The organism is Erythrobacter sp. SN6-5 (assembly GCF_057364945.1).
Map to the genome: position 1 here is coordinate 1,985,910 of NZ_CP200282.1, position 15,468 is coordinate 2,001,377.

Annotated in this window: 17 protein-coding genes and 1 other RNA gene; 5 read left to right on the forward strand and 13 right to left on the reverse strand. The window is 56.8% G+C overall.

Annotation, left to right across the window (positions count from 1 at the left end):
- Window positions 1–120: 120 nt before the first annotated feature.
- Window positions 121–201: a hypothetical protein gene (locus tag AC0V6Z_RS09800; RefSeq protein ID WP_472640889.1), complete on the forward strand. Its 81-nt coding sequence runs from the start codon at window positions 121–123 to the stop codon at window positions 199–201.
- Window positions 202–348: 147 nt separating this feature from the next.
- On the opposite strand, the gene AC0V6Z_RS09805 is transcribed toward AC0V6Z_RS09800, so the two are convergent.
- From AC0V6Z_RS09805 to AC0V6Z_RS09825, 5 genes are all read right to left on the reverse strand, one after another.
- On the reverse strand, window positions 349–1,143 hold the full coding sequence (locus tag AC0V6Z_RS09805; RefSeq protein ID WP_472638323.1) for an SDR family oxidoreductase: 795 nt from the start codon (window positions 1,141–1,143) through the stop codon (window positions 349–351).
- A 13-nt stretch (window positions 1,144–1,156) separates the two neighbouring features.
- Entirely contained in the window at window positions 1,157–1,768 is a 612-nt protein-coding gene (locus AC0V6Z_RS09810) for an NUDIX hydrolase (RefSeq protein WP_472638324.1), read from the reverse strand.
- An 11-nt stretch (window positions 1,769–1,779) separates the two neighbouring features.
- Window positions 1,780–2,454, reverse strand: coding sequence for a TPM domain-containing protein (locus AC0V6Z_RS09815; RefSeq protein WP_472638325.1), 675 nt, complete (start codon window positions 2,452–2,454; stop codon window positions 1,780–1,782).
- Entirely contained in the window at window positions 2,455–3,270 is an 816-nt protein-coding gene (locus AC0V6Z_RS09820) for a TPM domain-containing protein (RefSeq protein WP_472638326.1), read from the reverse strand.
- A gap of 77 nt (window positions 3,271–3,347) precedes the next feature.
- Window positions 3,348–3,950, reverse strand: coding sequence for a LemA family protein (locus AC0V6Z_RS09825; RefSeq protein WP_472638327.1), 603 nt, complete (start codon window positions 3,948–3,950; stop codon window positions 3,348–3,350).
- 184 nt (window positions 3,951–4,134) lie between these two features.
- Here AC0V6Z_RS09825 and mscL point away from each other — a divergent pair, with 184 nt between their 5' ends.
- The 3 genes from mscL (at window position 4,135) to AC0V6Z_RS09840 (ending at window position 6,147) form a co-directional block, all read left to right on the forward strand.
- Window positions 4,135–4,560, forward strand: a complete 426-nt coding sequence (mscL, locus tag AC0V6Z_RS09830; protein WP_472638328.1) for a large conductance mechanosensitive channel protein MscL — start codon at window positions 4,135–4,137, stop codon at window positions 4,558–4,560.
- Window positions 4,561–4,704: 144 nt separating this feature from the next.
- Window positions 4,705–5,048: a transfer-messenger RNA gene (gene ssrA / locus AC0V6Z_RS09835) on the forward strand.
- A 337-nt stretch (window positions 5,049–5,385) separates the two neighbouring features.
- Entirely contained in the window at window positions 5,386–6,147 is a 762-nt protein-coding gene (locus tag AC0V6Z_RS09840; RefSeq protein ID WP_472638329.1) for a hypothetical protein, read from the forward strand.
- A gap of 26 nt (window positions 6,148–6,173) precedes the next feature.
- Here the strand turns inward: AC0V6Z_RS09840 and AC0V6Z_RS09845 are convergent, their stop codons facing one another.
- The 4 genes from AC0V6Z_RS09845 to AC0V6Z_RS09860 form a co-directional block, all read right to left on the reverse strand.
- Window positions 6,174–6,425: a hypothetical protein gene (locus AC0V6Z_RS09845; RefSeq protein WP_472638330.1), complete on the reverse strand. Its 252-nt coding sequence runs from the start codon at window positions 6,423–6,425 to the stop codon at window positions 6,174–6,176.
- A 136-nt stretch (window positions 6,426–6,561) separates the two neighbouring features.
- Window positions 6,562–7,827 carry an N-succinylarginine dihydrolase gene (locus tag AC0V6Z_RS09850; protein WP_472638331.1) on the reverse strand — a complete coding sequence of 422 codons (1,266 nt, stop codon included), beginning with the start codon at window positions 7,825–7,827 and terminating at the stop codon, window positions 6,562–6,564.
- Window positions 7,824–8,840, reverse strand: coding sequence for an arginine N-succinyltransferase (locus AC0V6Z_RS09855; RefSeq protein ID WP_472638332.1), 1,017 nt, complete (start codon window positions 8,838–8,840; stop codon window positions 7,824–7,826). The genes AC0V6Z_RS09850 and AC0V6Z_RS09855 overlap by 4 nt, the downstream gene beginning before the upstream one ends.
- Window positions 8,837–10,030, reverse strand: a complete 1,194-nt coding sequence (locus AC0V6Z_RS09860; RefSeq protein WP_472638333.1) for a hydrolase — start codon at window positions 10,028–10,030, stop codon at window positions 8,837–8,839. Before AC0V6Z_RS09860 ends, AC0V6Z_RS09855 begins: the two co-directional genes overlap by 4 nt.
- Before the next feature lie 175 nt (window positions 10,031–10,205).
- On the opposite strand from AC0V6Z_RS09860, the gene AC0V6Z_RS09865 reads away from it, so the two are divergent.
- Window positions 10,206–12,302 carry a malate synthase G gene (locus AC0V6Z_RS09865; RefSeq protein ID WP_472638334.1) on the forward strand — a complete coding sequence of 699 codons (2,097 nt, stop codon included), beginning with the start codon at window positions 10,206–10,208 and terminating at the stop codon, window positions 12,300–12,302.
- A gap of 21 nt (window positions 12,303–12,323) precedes the next feature.
- Here AC0V6Z_RS09865 and AC0V6Z_RS09870 read toward each other — a convergent pair whose 3' ends face one another.
- From AC0V6Z_RS09870 to pdxA, 4 genes are all read right to left on the reverse strand, one after another.
- Window positions 12,324–12,716, reverse strand: coding sequence for a PilZ domain-containing protein (locus AC0V6Z_RS09870; RefSeq protein ID WP_472638335.1), 393 nt, complete (start codon window positions 12,714–12,716; stop codon window positions 12,324–12,326).
- 285 nt (window positions 12,717–13,001) lie between these two features.
- A complete protein-coding gene (locus AC0V6Z_RS09875) occupies window positions 13,002–13,574 on the reverse strand; it encodes a hypothetical protein (protein ID WP_472638336.1) in 573 nt (190 codons plus the stop codon).
- 47 nt (window positions 13,575–13,621) lie between these two features.
- Window positions 13,622–14,452, reverse strand: coding sequence for a 16S rRNA (adenine(1518)-N(6)/adenine(1519)-N(6))-dimethyltransferase RsmA (rsmA, locus tag AC0V6Z_RS09880; RefSeq protein WP_472638337.1), 831 nt, complete (start codon window positions 14,450–14,452; stop codon window positions 13,622–13,624).
- On the reverse strand, window positions 14,445–15,458 hold the full coding sequence (gene pdxA / locus AC0V6Z_RS09885; protein WP_472638338.1) for a 4-hydroxythreonine-4-phosphate dehydrogenase PdxA: 1,014 nt from the start codon (window positions 15,456–15,458) through the stop codon (window positions 14,445–14,447). The genes rsmA and pdxA overlap by 8 nt, the downstream gene beginning before the upstream one ends.
- Between the last annotated feature and the right edge of the window lie 10 nt (window positions 15,459–15,468).

Sequence of the window (15,468 nt, forward strand, 5' to 3'; positions counted from 1 at the left end):
ACTCCCCCAATGGCAAACCGCCGCGCGCTGGATTTCGCCTGGATAAGCACAATGGCAAACTGATGGGCGTTAGCGCTAGGCATCGCAAACTACACCGGCATCGATCCAATCATCGTTCGGATTGGCTTTGTAGCGGCAACACTGCTTGGCTTTGGCCTGACCATTCCGATCTACATCGCAGTTGGACTGATTGCCGACTGATACGCAGCAACGACAAGCGGATAACCCGGTTTTTCGGACCGCTGCGTATCGAATATAAAAAAACCGGGAGGGGCCAAACGGCCCCTCTTTTGTATCTGGGCCAGAGGCCAGGGGCTTGCCGCAGTGAGCAGAAAGCCCCGCCAAACATCACATCGCTGAGATACCGCCGTCGAGCTTGATTTCCGCTCCGGTAACAAAGCGGCTTTCGTCGCTGGCAAGGTAGAGCACCGCATTGGCGATATCATTCGGCTCACCAACGAATTTCAGTGGAATTTGCCGCGCGAGCTTATCAAGCAGTACATCCTTTTCGATCCCGGCATGCTGCGCCGTTCCATCAAGGATCGGCGTATCAACAAAGGTCGGGTGCACTGAGTTACAGCGGATTTGCATATTCTTCTTTGCACAATGCAGCGCGATTGATTTTGACAGCATCCAAACGCTTGCTTTCGACGCGTTGTAGGCTGGCATCGTGTCGCTCGCGATCAGACCTGCGATTGAGCTGATGTTAATGATCGAGCCTGGCGCGTGTTCGCGCATCAACGGCAAAGCCTTTTGACAGCCGTGAAAGATGGAATCGACATTGATCGAGAAGCAGCGCTTCCAATCATCAAAATCGCACGTCTCAATATTCCCTGCGACACCAATCCCGGCATTGTTGACCAGCACGTTGAGGCCGCCGAGTTCCTCGCGAGCTGCATCGACGGCGGCCTCCCAGGCCTGTGGGTCGGTGACGTCATGGGTGATGCCAAACGCGTGGCCTGAGCCGACTTCGGAATTGATCAAAGCGGCGGTGTCCTGCGCGCCTTGCCCGTTGATGTCGGTGCAAAGCACACGCGCGCCTTCTTGAGCGAGCCGCATGCTGTGCGCCCGGCCAAGGCCCTGCGCCGCGCCAGTTACCAATGCGAGCTTACCCTCTACGCGTCCGGGGCGGGTGGTTGGCATGTGATCAATCCTCTCAAGTGTTTTGTGCTGTTAGAAGCCCGCTCATCATGAACAGGGATATGCGCACATCGACCCCATGCCCGGCTGCTCGCCAATCGGCAACGAAGCATGGCAATTCGCTCAGCGCAACGCGGTGGGTGATGATATTTTCGCTGTCTGTGCCGCCGCCAGCGCTGACCTTCTTGAGGCCATGCGCGCGCAGCAGAGTGAAGCATTCGCTGACCATTCCTGGTGAGGAGTAAAACTCACCGAGGTTTTCCATACGCTCGGCGGTGTAGCCGGTCTCTTCTTCGAGTTCTCTCAGCGCCGCCTCTTCCGCAGCTTCCCCCTGCTTGCCTTCGTCATCGCCGACGAGGCCTGCCGGGATCTCAAGACAGAACTGACCGAGCGGGACGCGATATTGGCTGACCAGAATGACGTAAGGTTCGCCGTCTGGGTCTGTGTCGATGGCGATGATCGCGGCGGCGCGGATACCGCGCGAACGCCCAACGTATTCCCAGCGGCCGCGGCGTTTGGCGGTGATGAATTTGCCTTCCCACATGACTTCTTCAGGCTTGTCCGCGTCCATATCGCGAACAAGGCCTGCAGTGTCAGGGATATCGAATCCGGGGGTGTCGGCGCTCATGGCGGCTATGCTTAGACTTCGATCAAGCGGTCGGGAAGCTCGTTCTCGTCATCTTCGGCGCGTTCAAAATGCTCGGACAGCACTTGTCCAACGTCGCGCACACCGGCTGCCATGCCTTCGGCGATATGGCCCCGCCTGATTTCAACCAGCATATCGGCCATCGCCTCGCCCCAGATCTCGGCCGGGACTTTCTCCGCTATCGGCTGGTCTGCGACGATTTCTGCGCGGTGCTCGCGCATCGACAGATAGATGAGGATACCGGTGTGGCCATGGGTCCGGGCTTCCGCGCCCACTTTAAAGTGTTTGACCGCCTGGCCGTGGACACGCGCGGTTTTGACCGGGCCGGGGATCAGTGCAAAGCGCAGCGGGTCCCACAATTGCGCAGCCCAAGCGATCACAAATGTGATGAGGCCGAGCGCGATTGTCATGCTGGCCAATTCACCAGTGCTCCATTCATGACCCCATCCGCCGAACAGACTGTCCCAGAAATCAAGGAAAGGCTGGGGCAGGGCGGCAAACAGGCTCATCATCGTGAATGATAGCGCGGCTGCCCAAAACAAAGAGATGTCGGAATAACCGTCGGACCGGTCCGCGAGGACGGTCAGGATTTCGCCTGAGGTCGTGAGTTCAGCTTCGCCAACCGCGTCTGAGACAATTTTGTGCTGCGCGTCGGACAGATATGACATCTACCAACCTCCTCCTGCACCGCCACCATTAAAGCCTCCGCCGCCTCCACCGAAGCCGCCGAAGCCTCCACCTCCACCGCCGAAGCTGCCTCCGCCGCTCCAATCATCGCCGCCGTTCATTGCCCCGCGAACGATCGCGCTGCCAACTTCCCACAGGATGATGTCACCGACCGTATTGCCCCAGTCACGGTCATCACTGCGCCGACCCCACGGACCTCTGCCCTTTTTCGCGCGATATTTGCGGCGCCGTCCGCGTCCGCGTAAAATGGGCAGGACGAAGAAGAAAAACATGAAGCCAAGCCAGATCAATGCGCCGACTGGAAAACCGCCATCAGATTGACGCTTGCGTTCGGCTGCGGCCTCAGCTTCGGCAATGGCTTGAGCCTGGGCTGGTGCCATATCCAGCCGCTCGACTATTTGGTCCACTGCCGTATTAATTCCACCGACAAAATCGCCTGCACGGAAAGCAGGACGTAAAGTGTCTCGATAGATCCGACCGCTGCTAATATCGGTCAATCTATCTTGTACACCGCGCGCAGTACTGATCCACATTTCACGTTCATTAGGAGCTATTAAAAGTACTACGCCTTCTTCCGTTTCTGCTCCGCCGACACCCCATTTTTCTCCAAGGTTTCTGGCGTACACATCCACCGGTTCGTCATTTAACGAGGCGACAATAGCCACCACAATGGAACGTCCAGTTTGTTCTGTGTAGCTGCGCAGCCTTTGATCAAGAACAGCTTCTTCAGAAGCAGGGATTAGGTCGACCTGATCCAGAATTGGTCCGTCTGGACTGTCTGGCAATCCCTGTGACATGGCAGGGCTTGCTACAAACGCCAGCATTAGCGCGAAAAATCTCAGAAATCGGAGCATGAACAAGTTGTTGTTCGCGTTCAATCGTCACTACCGAAATTGACCTCTGGTGCAGCTTCGGAACCAGGCTGTGCTGTGAAGGACTCCATTGGCTCAGCACCATGAATGATATTCGCTCCTATCGTGTCGGGGAAGGTGCGGATCGTGGTGTTATACTGGCGCACTGACTCGTTATATTTTGTGCGTGCATTATCGATGCGGTTTTCAGATCCCTCGAGAGCAACCATCAAGTCTGCGAAACGAGCGTTGCTTTGAAGTTGTGGGTACTGCTCAACTACTGAGCGGAACTGTCCAAGCGCTTGCGTTAGCTGGTTCTGACCTTCTTGAAACTTTGCAAACTCTTCTGGGTTTGACAGGTCATCAGTATTGATGGTGATACCCATCGCCTTTGCACGAGCCTCGGTCACTTGAGTGAGGATTGCCTCTTCGGACTCGGCCGCGGCTTCGACTGTCGACACCAAATTTGGTATGAGATCAGCACGGCGCTGGTAGGCGCTTTGTACATCAGCCCATTTTGCCTTCGCATTTTCTTCAGCGGCGGGCACGGAGTTGATACCGCACGCGGCCAGACCCAAAGAAGCAGCCGCGACCAGCGCAAAGCGGCGAATATTCCTAAAATTCATGAATGTCCCTTTCCCTCGCGCAGCCAGATCGGCGCGCGCACCATCAATAAGAAGTGTGTCCTGTACTATATATATAGCACACCTAAATCCGCTTTCAAGCAGTGGACGGGCGGCGCTGTGTGCTTGGCAAAGGCTGAAATTGCTGCAAAATAGGGGCTGAATTCGGGTCTAGGGAGAAAATAACATGTTTTCGGATTTCAAAGATTTTATCGCCAAAGGTAACGTGATGGAGCTGGCCGTTGCGGTCATTATCGCGGGCGCATTTGCTGTCATTGTCGCATCGATGACCTCTGATCTGATCATGCCGATCGTCGGCTTGATCTTCGGTGATGTTGATTTCAGCAACAAATACATCGTTTTGTCTGGTGAAGTTGAGGCGGGTATGAGTCTTGAGGCAGCGCGTGAGGCAGGTGCCAATGTGCTCGCATGGGGCTCTTTCGTTACGGCAATCATTAATTTTGTGATCCTCGCCTTCATCATCTTTCTGCTGGTGCGCTACGCCGAGAAAGCAAAAGCGAAGTTTGAGAAGCAGGAAGAGGAAGCAGCGGAAGACGCAGGCCCTAGCGAGATCGATCTGCTGACGGAAATTCGCGACGCGCTGAAAAAATAGGGTTTTAGCAGGTGCGCTCGGGGTTTCGGTCCCGAGCTCGCCTAGCCACCCGCGCCCTCCACCCTTCCACCCGGATGGTATCCCGGTAGGCTCCGGGTGGAAGGGTGGAGGGCGCGGGTGGCTAGGACTGCCGCAAATAAGCATATACTTCACATTAAGCGGGCAGGGTCTATATAGGTCCTGCCCGTTTTTGCGGGATATGGCGATAAATTGCTGCGTATAATAGATGCAACGGACCCGGGGGCAGTACCCGGCGGCTCCACCATAACTCTCGGTTTTTACGAGGTTTTTGACGGGGCCGAACTAGGATCGACGTGTGTTGAAAGGCGTAGTTTTTGCCCGGGTTGAGAAACCCCGTAAAAGGCTCATTTTTATAAGTGCAAACGATAACGAAGCACTCGCAATCGCAGCGTAATGTGACGGCTTAACGGCCTGAATTTACAAAGCTAAAGCGCGGTTGGACCCACCGGGCAACAGAAGCGGATTCCGGGGGCCTGGGGGGGCCTAGCAACAGAACCCCCCACCGATTTCCTTATATCGGCCTAAACGGCACCTTTTGCCTCTCCAGTGATGGCCTCAATGGCCGCAGGGCGCCGGTCTTCGAACAGCGCAGTGTTCGCTCAATCTGAAAAATCTGATCTTGAATTACCGGTGTCAGCCCTCCGAAATAGGTAGGCGGACCTAACGATAGAAACCTCACTTTTCCTGCATAGGCATGGACGTGCGGGGTTTATCGGAACCGCATTCTTTCAATTGATCTTCCGCTCCTTTTGGCTCACAAAACGGCTGCTCAGATAGCGACTTTGACAATGAGGATGTAATGCCATGACGCGATTGCTGGCCTGCTTTCTGGTTCTGTGCCTGCCCACCCTTCCACTTGCCGCAGAAGAGACAAGGATCGCGGTGCGCGCGCTGACTCAAGATGCGAAGTTCATCGGCACCAGCATGTCAGGCATGGCAGTGACAATTGAAGATGCGGACACTGGTGAAGTTCTGGATCAGGGGATCACGAGCGGCACCACTGGCAATACTGAGCGCATTTTGCTGCGTCCAAAGCTGCGATATGATACTCGCTCGGATGCCGACAGCGCTGTTTATCGTGCGACATTGGATATTGCCGAGCCGCGCCGTATCCGCGTGACAGTTCGCGGGCCACGTGGCCAACCGCAAGTCCAGGCAGAGGCATCGTCCACGCGCTGGGTGCTGCCAGGGAAACACATTGAGGCAGGGGATGGCTGGTTGCTGATTGTGCCAGGCTTTGCAGTCGATATTCTGTCGCCAGGCGCACACAGTTATGTCGATGATAACCCGTCTATGATGCGGGTGGAGGCAAATGTGATCATGATTTGCGGGTGCCCGACCACTCCCGGTGGAACGTGGGACGCTGACCAGATAGAGGTGTCTGCTCTGATCAAGCATAATGGTCGAGAGGTCGATACATATACGTTAGAATATGCCGGTCAGACGAGCCGGTATGCCGTTGACATCCCGTCCGCCGAAAAAGGGGTGTATGAGATTTTGGTCACGGCCTTTGATGCGCGTACCGGAAATAGCGGTGTCGACAGGTCCAGCTTTATCATTCGGTAGACGTAAGCAGGCTAGAGACAATCGCTCTAAGGCATGGGATCAGAAGATGCCTGGCGTTCTCGCTCAGCCTTTTCGTATTTCAAGCAATCGAGAATTTTTGCCCCGGCCAGAAACACGGCGCCAGTGGTTGCCAAGAACAGCAGCTGTCCGCCCCATCCGGGATATTGCTCAAGATAGGCTGCGCCGCGCGATGTCGCGCCCAGAGCTAGCGCGTAAATGATCACGAAGGCTTCGAACCTTGTCTTGATGACAAACAGCCTTCCGATCTTACGCAGCATGGTTTCTCCGCCGTTAAACACTTCGCATTTTTGACTGCAAGTGCCGTGCCAGCAACGCTTTTTCGTGTGGCTGATTGGTTAACGATGCGGGAAGTGTAAGCATGCCCGACGCAGCCGCCAAGCGCGTTAACTTTGTTTAACCAAGTTCTTTGAGTTCCAGCGCGTTGAGCAGTGCCGTTCTTGCGGTGATCACCGAATTGGCGAGTGTATCGCTGCCAATATCGGCTGGATCGATTTGCTCGGGCCAATTGGCTTCGATCACACCCGCCATCATGTCCGCTTTGTTCTCGTTTAAGAGGAAGCGCGGATCGACAGTTGCCGGATCGCACACGACGCGCAATCTCAGACAGGCCGGGCCGCCGCCATTGGCCATGCTTTGGCGCACATCAACGGGAACGACTTGGCGGATCGGGCCATTGCTGGCCAGCATATCCTCACACCATGCCCAGACACTGGCGCTCTCGCGGCATTCCTCTGGCACGATCAAAGCCATGCCGCCGCTGGGCTGAGTAACAAGCTGAGCGTTGAACAAATAGGTGCGAATTGCCTCGGCCAGACTGACGGCGCTGCTCGGTACTTCGACCACTTCGAGCGCAGGGAAGGCGGTGCGCATCGCTTGATAGGCGCCTTGCTGATCGGCGAAGGCTTCTGCGTGGGTGAACAGCACATGCTCATTCGCCACAGCGACGACATCATTGTGAAACGCGCCGGCTTCGATCGCGGCCGGGTTCTGTTCAATGAAGACGCAGGCGTCTGGGTCTAGACCATGTAGGCGGGCGACTGCGCGGCTGGCTTGTTCATGTTGGCGCGCGGGGAATTTGCCGCCCGACCGACCATAGACGAACACTTCCACGCCTTTGCTGCCGTGCCCTTCGCACAGACGCATATGGTTGGCTGCGCCTTCATCGCCAAAGCTTGGCGGAACAGCGTCATGCACAGCGAAATGCGCGCTGTTGCCAAAGGCGATGTCGAGCATGCGTTTGGTGTCGGGCCATTCCTGTGCCCGGTGCAGCATAGTTACGAGATTGGCGGGCGTCAGATGGCATTTGCCATCTCTCGTGTCCGGCGCTGGGCTGACCGTGGTAGCGTTGGCGGTCCACATGCTGGAGGCCGACCATGCCGCAGCTAGAAGCTGGCGCGGAGTGTTTTTATCCACCGCCAGCTGCTGGGTTAGAGCGTTGTTCGGCCGGGGTAGAGGGAGTAGAAAACCTTGATGCCCAAACCGCGCGAGGTTGCCGCGCATCTTCTCCAAACCTTGCAGCGCCGCTGCGCGGGGATAGGAGACATCACCGCCGTGGCTGGCACTGGCAATGTTACCTAGGGAAAGACCGGCGTAATTATGGCTTGGCCCAACGATGCCGTCGAAATTGATCTCTACCAGATTGCTGTTTGGAACGCTCATCGCGCGACGCTCCACACAGTGTCGCCAGTGCTCACGTCAAGCGTGTCGGCGGCCACGGAATCGATCGCAATTGTGCTGTCTTCCGTGGCTGAACGAGCGCCATAGCAAGCCCGGAAATCACCAAGCGTGCCGGTGGCAATCAACGCTTTTTCTCCTTCCGGTTGGTCAATCCCGCTGAGGGTTGCCGGGGAGGAGCCTGAAACGCTTTTTACCTGGTCCGTTTTTGCGAGCATGCCGGGGCCGCCGTCAAATATGTCGACATAGCCCTCATAGGCAAAACCTTCCTTCTCCAGCATGCGCATGGCCGCACGGCCAGTTGGGTGGGGCAGACCAATCACCTTCTTCGCCTCTTCGTCTAGCATCGCGACATAGACGGGATGTTTGGGCATCAAATCCGCGATAAACTGATTGCCATTGATGGCGTTGAAATAGTCGGCCTCTTGAAATCCCATCCCAAAAAAACGTCCGGCCACGCCGTCCCAAAACGGCGATCCGCCGCGTTCATCAATGATACCACGCAGTTCAGCCAGCACTCGGTCTGCGAAACGTTTGCGGTGCATCGCGATGAACAGATAGCGGCTGCGTGCAAGCAGTAAGCCAAGCCCGCCCGCGCGCTCATTCGGGTGTAGGAACAACCCGCCAACTTCGCTCGATCCTTCTAGATCGGTTACGAGGCTTAGCATTTCAGCGCGAACCGTGCGGTCCAATTCCTGACTGTATTGGGTCAGCGTGTTGAGGCGGTAGGAATAAAACGGCCATTGCTGTCCAACCTGCGTCATCAATTGGCATGTACCGCGCACCGCGCCGGTGGTGACGTTTTCGAGCACGAGGACGAAGGTTTCAGCGGTCAACTCGTCGCCGGTGTTGGCAAATGCTGCGGCCGAGGTTTCCAGCTTTGCTGACAGTGCGTCACGGTCAGCTGGAAGATTGGTGAACCCACCGCCTGTTAGCTTTGCCATTTCGTACAAATGCTCAAGATCGGACGTGCGCGACGCGCGCATGCGAAAGGTCAATGCATGTCTCCAGCAGCAATACGAGAAAGAACAAGAGTGGACAGAGCAGCGCGCTCTGTCAGGCTCGAAACGATGAGAAATTCATCCGGTGAATGGATACTGCCCCCGCGCACGCCCATGGTATCAACCACGGGCACGCCGCATGCTGCAATGTTGTTGCCATCGCACACGCCGCCGGTCGATTTCCAGGCGATTTTCTGACCCAATTGTGCGCCGCATTTCTGCACCAAATCGAACAGTTTTTGTGCGCTTTCATCAACCGGTTTGGGCGGGCGCGTTACGCCGCCATGCCTGTGAGTGGATACGTCGTGATCGCTCTCAATGCTGCGCAGCAAAGCTTTGATATCGTTGTCGAAGTTATCCATCGCCTCTGTGCTCTTCGGGCGAATATTGAATCGTAAAACGGCGTGATCCGGCACGACATTATTCGCTGCCCCGCCTTCCAGCTTTGCAGGGTTTACGGTGATGTCCTCACGCTCCATCGCCTTTAGACGTAGGATCAAGTCTGCTGCCGCAACAATCGCATTGCGGCCCTCGTGCGGATTGCGCCCAGCATGGGCTGATTTGCCGGTGATGATTATGGAGTAGTTGCCCGTACCGCCGCGTGCGTGAGCCAGTGTTCCATCAGGCAGAGCTGCCGGTTCGAAGGTAAGAGCCGCAAGTTTGCCCCGCGCCATCTCGGCAATCAAAGCGGAGCTTGCGAGAGATCCGGTTTCCTCATCAGAATTGATCATCACATCATAGCCGAGCGCGGAGGCACCCGGCATAGTTTCAAACGCCATGAGCGCATGGAGAATGACAGAAATTCCGCCCTTCATATCGGCGACGCCAGGGCCATTGAGCACATCGTCTTCCAGCCATGTCAGGCTTTGAAACGAATGCTCTTTGGGAAAAACCGTATCCATGTGCCCGGTCAGCAAGATGCGGGCATTGGCCTGGGGGCGAACACGCAGCACCATATGCTGGCCGTTGGGCTTTTCAAACTCGTTGCCATCGGCAGCAATGGCGGTGACGGGCGCTGGATCTATCAGTTCAACTTCGCCTGGCAGAGTTGAGAAGGCGCCGACAAGCTTACTAGCCTGCTGCGCAAGCCCTTCAATATTGCCGGTGCCGGTGTTGATCGCGCACCAGTCTTGCACTTGGGCGAGCATTGCAGCGGCATCAAATTTTTCAAGAATGTTGGTTGTCATTGATGTCTGCTCTAGCGGCGCGAACGCGATCATCCAAGCGGTGGTTTTGAAGTCTGCCGTTCACCCGTTGCAATCCGCATTGGCTTTGGCCATAGGCTGCGGTGTCCTCCTCCCCCAGGAACCTATATTGTCTGTTCGCGGCCGCTGCGCCGCGCGTTGGAGTGTTAGAGGACTTATGAGCAATTTGATTACCCGTGCCGGACTGTCTGTGGATGAACGGCTGGCGACATTCCTAGAAAGCGAAGTGCTGGCCCCGCTGCGCCGGGATGTGGATGGCTTTTGGCGGGGTTTTGCAAATTTGCTGGCGGAGTTTGCACCGCGCAACGAGCAATTGCTGGCCAAGCGAGAAGAGCTGCAATCCCAGATCGATGCGTGGCACGATGCCCGCAAGGGGCAGCCGCATGATCCGGTCGCTTACAAAACGTTCTTCGAAGAGATTGGCTACCTCGTCCCGGAACCCAGTCCGTTCAAAATCGGCACGCAAAACGTCGATCCTGAAATCGCAACCATGGCGGGACCGCAGCTGGTTGTGCCGATCCTCAATGCACGTTTCCTGCTGAACGCGGCCAATGCGCGTTGGGGCAGCCTGTATGACGCGTTTTACGGTACGGATACGCTTGACGCGCCGCCAGCCAAGCCAGGCGGTTATGACCGAGCCCGCGGAGATGCGGTCATCGCGCGAGGCCGTGCATTTCTGGATCAGGCGCTGCCGCTGGTTGATCAAAGCTGGGCGGATCTGGCCGATGAGAACGACGGCAAGCTGCAAGATGAAAGCCAATATGTGGGCAGGACCGAAAAAGGTCTGCTGTTCCAAAACAACGGCCTGCATATCGAGGTTGTGTTCGATCCTAGCTCGCCGGTTGGCCAGACTGACAAAGCCGGTATTGCGGACATCAATGTCGAAGCCGCTCTGACGACAATTGCCGATTGCGAAGATTCCGTCGCGGCGGTTGATGCGGAGGATAAGCTGCTTGCCTATCGCAATTGGTTGGGCGTGATCCGAGGCGATTTGCAGGAGAGCTTTGAGAAGGGCGGCAAGACGCTTACCCGCAAGCTGTCAACCGATAAGGATTACAGCGATCGCGATGGCAATGCGCAGAGCCTGTCCGGGCGCAGTCTGATGTTTGTGCGCAATGTCGGGCACTTGATGACCAACCCGGCGATCCGCCTGGCGGATGGAGGCGAGATTCCAGAAGGCATCATGGATGCCGTTTTCACCAGCGCAATCAGCATAATCGATGTCGAAGGCCAAGCAAAATACGGCAATTCCAAATATGGCTCGATCTATATCGTGAAGCCCAAGATGCATGGGCCAGAAGAATGCGCTTTCACCAATGATCTGTTCAATGCGGTTGAGGACTTGCTCGGCCTGCCGCGTTATACCATCAAGGTTGGTGTGATGGACGAGGAACGCCGCACGAGCGCGAACCTTGCTGCCTGCATCCACGCGGTGCGTGACCGGATCGTGTTCATCAACACCGGGTTCCTAGATCGCACAGGCGATGAAATTCACACCAGTATGCGAGCTGGGCCAATGATGCGCAAAGGCGCGATGAAAGGGGCGGATTGGCTCACGGCATATGAGGCGCGCAATGTTGCGATTGGCCTTGCCTGCGGACTGTCTGGCAAGGCTCAGATTGGCAAAGGCATGTGGGCCGCACCCGATTTGATGGGTCAGATGATGGCCGAAAAAATCGGGCATTTGCGCGCAGGCGCAAACACTGCCTGGGTTCCTTCTCCCACCGCTGCGACGCTCCACGCGCTGCATTATCATCAGGAAGATGTGTTTGAGATACAGCAAGGGTTGGGTGAGATACCCTCGGTAGACACCTTGCTCCGCATCCCCCTCGCGGAAGGCACCAATTGGTCTGATGAAGAGCTGCGCGATGAGCTAGATAACAATGCGCAGGGTCTGCTCGGCTATGTTGTACGCTGGATCGATGCGGGTGTGGGGTGCTCCAAAGTGCCCGACATCAATGATGTCGGCCTGATGGAAGACCGCGCGACCTTGCGCATCTCTTCGCAGCATATCGCCAATTGGCTGTTCCACGGTGTGGTGACGCAGGATCAGGTTATGGACAGTCTAACCCGCATGGCGGCGAAGGTTGATGCTCAGAATGCTGGCGATCCAACCTATGTTCCGCTGACCGGCAATGAAGACGGCGCAGCATTTTCTGCTGCGAAAGAGTTGATCTTCAAAGGTGTGGAGCAGCCCAGTGGATACACTGAGCCGCTGTTGCATCAATGGCGGCTGGCAAAGAAGGCGGGCTAACAACAGTGGGCGAAAGCGCGGTCAGCTATGGCTCGTCACCAACCGGCCTCGCTTTCGGCCCATCTGGATGTTGCAGGCCTGAGCGACAGGTCCGGTGTTTCTGACCTGCTCGCCAGCGATCTGGACAAGAGCTTGCTCGCCAATGCTACGCTCGAATTCGATCCCGCAGGCATTGTCATTTGACCAGATAACCGTGCAATAGATTTCGTCAGAGCCGAGTAGGAGCATGCCGGACACGCCGGTGGCTGGCGGATTATCGGTTTCCAGCTTGGCTCCATTGTCGGAGATGTTGGCCATACGGCAGTCGCGCTCTCCGCTGATAGTGCGGAACGTCGCGGGAATTTCCACGGCAAAGCGGCCCGAGCGGCGCTGGTCACTATGCGCCGCCTGCTGGCGTTTTTCGAGAAAGCTCATGGCGTTTCTTACCTGTCTGTCCGGATGGTTCGTCCGGTAACGGTCTCTTGCCCAGCGTGATAGATCGCAAAATCCCTCTAACGCGTTGGCAAGCTTGGTTACGTCAAATTAACCAGCGTGATCGCCCGGTTCCTTCCCAATGCTGACAAATTTATGCCGCCCAACGTCTCGGCGCGGTGCGCAAGATCAATGCCAATGTGTTGCGGCACAGCCGGAGTGTTTGGCACTCCTTTGAGGTTTCAACAGAGCTGTAAGGCGAGGGAGCGAAAGAACGCGCAAATGCGCCTATTCAAATTCGTTCAGGTCGATTTCGTCAAATTCGATCCCGTCGATTTCGATGCCATCAAAGGGGTCATTATCCATCGCTTCGACCGCTTCGACGCCATCTTCGGCGAGCACCTTGAGCTTTAGCAAGTCCATGTTGACCGCCGCGCTCATCGTTGCGATTTCTTCAGCGACCTCTTCATCAGAAAGACTTTCATCGAACGTCGCGGTGGTGGTCAGTTCAACGCGGCATGCCCTCTCACCGATTGTTTCAATGCGATACAGTTCGATCGAATGGGTCAGGTCATTGATCCGCGGTTCGATGATGCATTCCAGTTTGTGGAGAGCGCCGGGGACGTTTTCCAAAACCCGGAATTGAAACGTAACGCCTTCCATCTCTGCGATGGTCAGATCGTAGCGACCTTCTTCACCTTGAACCGGTGCTATATTCGCACCGCGCTGCGCATGGCAGAAGCGAGGATCGGCAATATCGATTAGAGGGAATACGTCAGCGACACTGCGATCAATCTCGACCTCGGATGTGAAATCTATTGGACCTTCGATCAGACGCTTTTTCTTGCTGAACCCAAACATTACCCGCTCCCACAATGCGTTTGAACTGGGGTGCTAAAGGCGCTTCCTTAAAGAAGCGTATCAAGCTGACGAGCGGTCCGCACAAACTCATCAACACTTAGCGTTTCGGCGCGGCGTGTTGGTTCAATGCCGACTTGCGCCAGCGCGTCCAGCGCGCCTGGCACGCCTTTGAGGCTCTGACGCAGCATCTTTCGGCGCTGTCCAAAGGCAGCCTCAGTGATACGTTCAAGCGTGCGAGGCGTAACACCTTCAGGCGCATCGCTGGGTGTGACATGAACAATCGCGCTCATCACTTTTGGCGGCGGGGTAAAGGCGCTCCGGTGTACCTTGAGTGCGAGCTTCGCGTAGGATCGCCACTGCGCGAGCACCGCCAAGCGACCAAACGCTGAGCCGCCAGAGGGCGCGACAATCCGCTGAGCGACCTCTTGTTGAAACATCAGAGTGAGCGATCGCCATTGTGGAGGCCATTGCGTGCCACTCAGCCAGTTCACGAACAAAGCGGTGCCAACATTGTAGGGCAGATTGGAAGCAATATGATACGGTTCACCGCCCATGATCTCATTGTGATCAAGCTTCATCGCATCGCCGTGGATGACGCTGAGCTTGTCCGGAAACGCTTCGGCTAGTTCGGCGAGGGCAGGCAGACAGCGATCATCCATCTCAATCGCCGTCACCTTCGCGCCCGCGCGCAGCAGAGCCCGTGTCAGCCCGCCAGGTCCGGGCCCGATCTCCAGCACGTTTTGACCGCCCAGATCACCGGGGATCGCCGCGATCCGGTCCAGCAATTGTTCGTCGAACAGGAAGTTCTGGCCGAGTTTCTTTGACGCGCTAAGTCCGTGAGCCGCGATCACCTCTCTAAGCGGTGGGAGATCAGGCATTGGAGTTGCGCGCCGCCGCGCACTGCGCTGCCATTTGCATGGCAGCGATCATTGCGCCGGGGTCTGCGATACCTTTGCCGGTAATATCAAATGCGGTCCCATGATCGGGCGAAGTGCGAATGATTGGCAGGCCGAGGGTGACGTTCACACCCTCATCAAATTCCAGCGCCTTCAGCGGGATCAGAGCCTGATCGTGATACATGCACAGCGCCGCATCATAGCCGGCGCGGGCGCGCGGCGTGAACAAAGCGTCGCCCGGATGCGGGCCGCTCACATCGACACCGCTTTCGCGCAGGGCCTCGATAGCAGGCGTGATAATGCGGGCTTCCTCATCGCCAAACTTGCCATCCTCACCGGCGTGAGGGTTTAGCCCAGCCACGGCCAAATGCGGACTAGTAATGCCAAAATCGCGCGCCAATGCAGCGGCGACGATTCGCGCCTTATGTTGGATCAACTCTGATGACAGCGCGGTTGAGACTTCGCTCAGAGGAATGTGCACCGTCAGCGGCACAGTGCGAAGCGACGGTCCGGCCAGCATCATGACCGCATCATAGGGCGACAGGCCGCATACAGCGGCGAGAAATTCGGTCTGGCCGGGAAAATCAAATCCGACCTTGGCCAATTGCGATTTCGCTACTGGCGCCGTCACAAGCGCGGAAGCTTTGCCGAGCAGGGCCATACGTGTCGCTTCGGCTAGCGAGTGCATCGCAAGCGCTGCGCCTTCCTCGTCGGGCTGGGCGGGGCGATAGTCGCAATCCTCGCCGACCAGAATGGGTAGGCCATCTGAAAACGCCTCCGTGGTTTCGGAGGTGTCCCCGATGGCAACGACCGGGCAGTCTGCGCCGACCGCTTCGGCGGCGGCTCGCAAAACGTCAAAGCCGCCTACGACGAAGAATGGCGCTATGCCGCGTTCCGCACGGTGCGCCCAACAATGCGCGATGAGTTCTGGCCCGATCCCCGCCGGATCGCCTAAGGAAACGGCGAGGGGAAGCGCAGCGGAACCCACCTAAGCTATG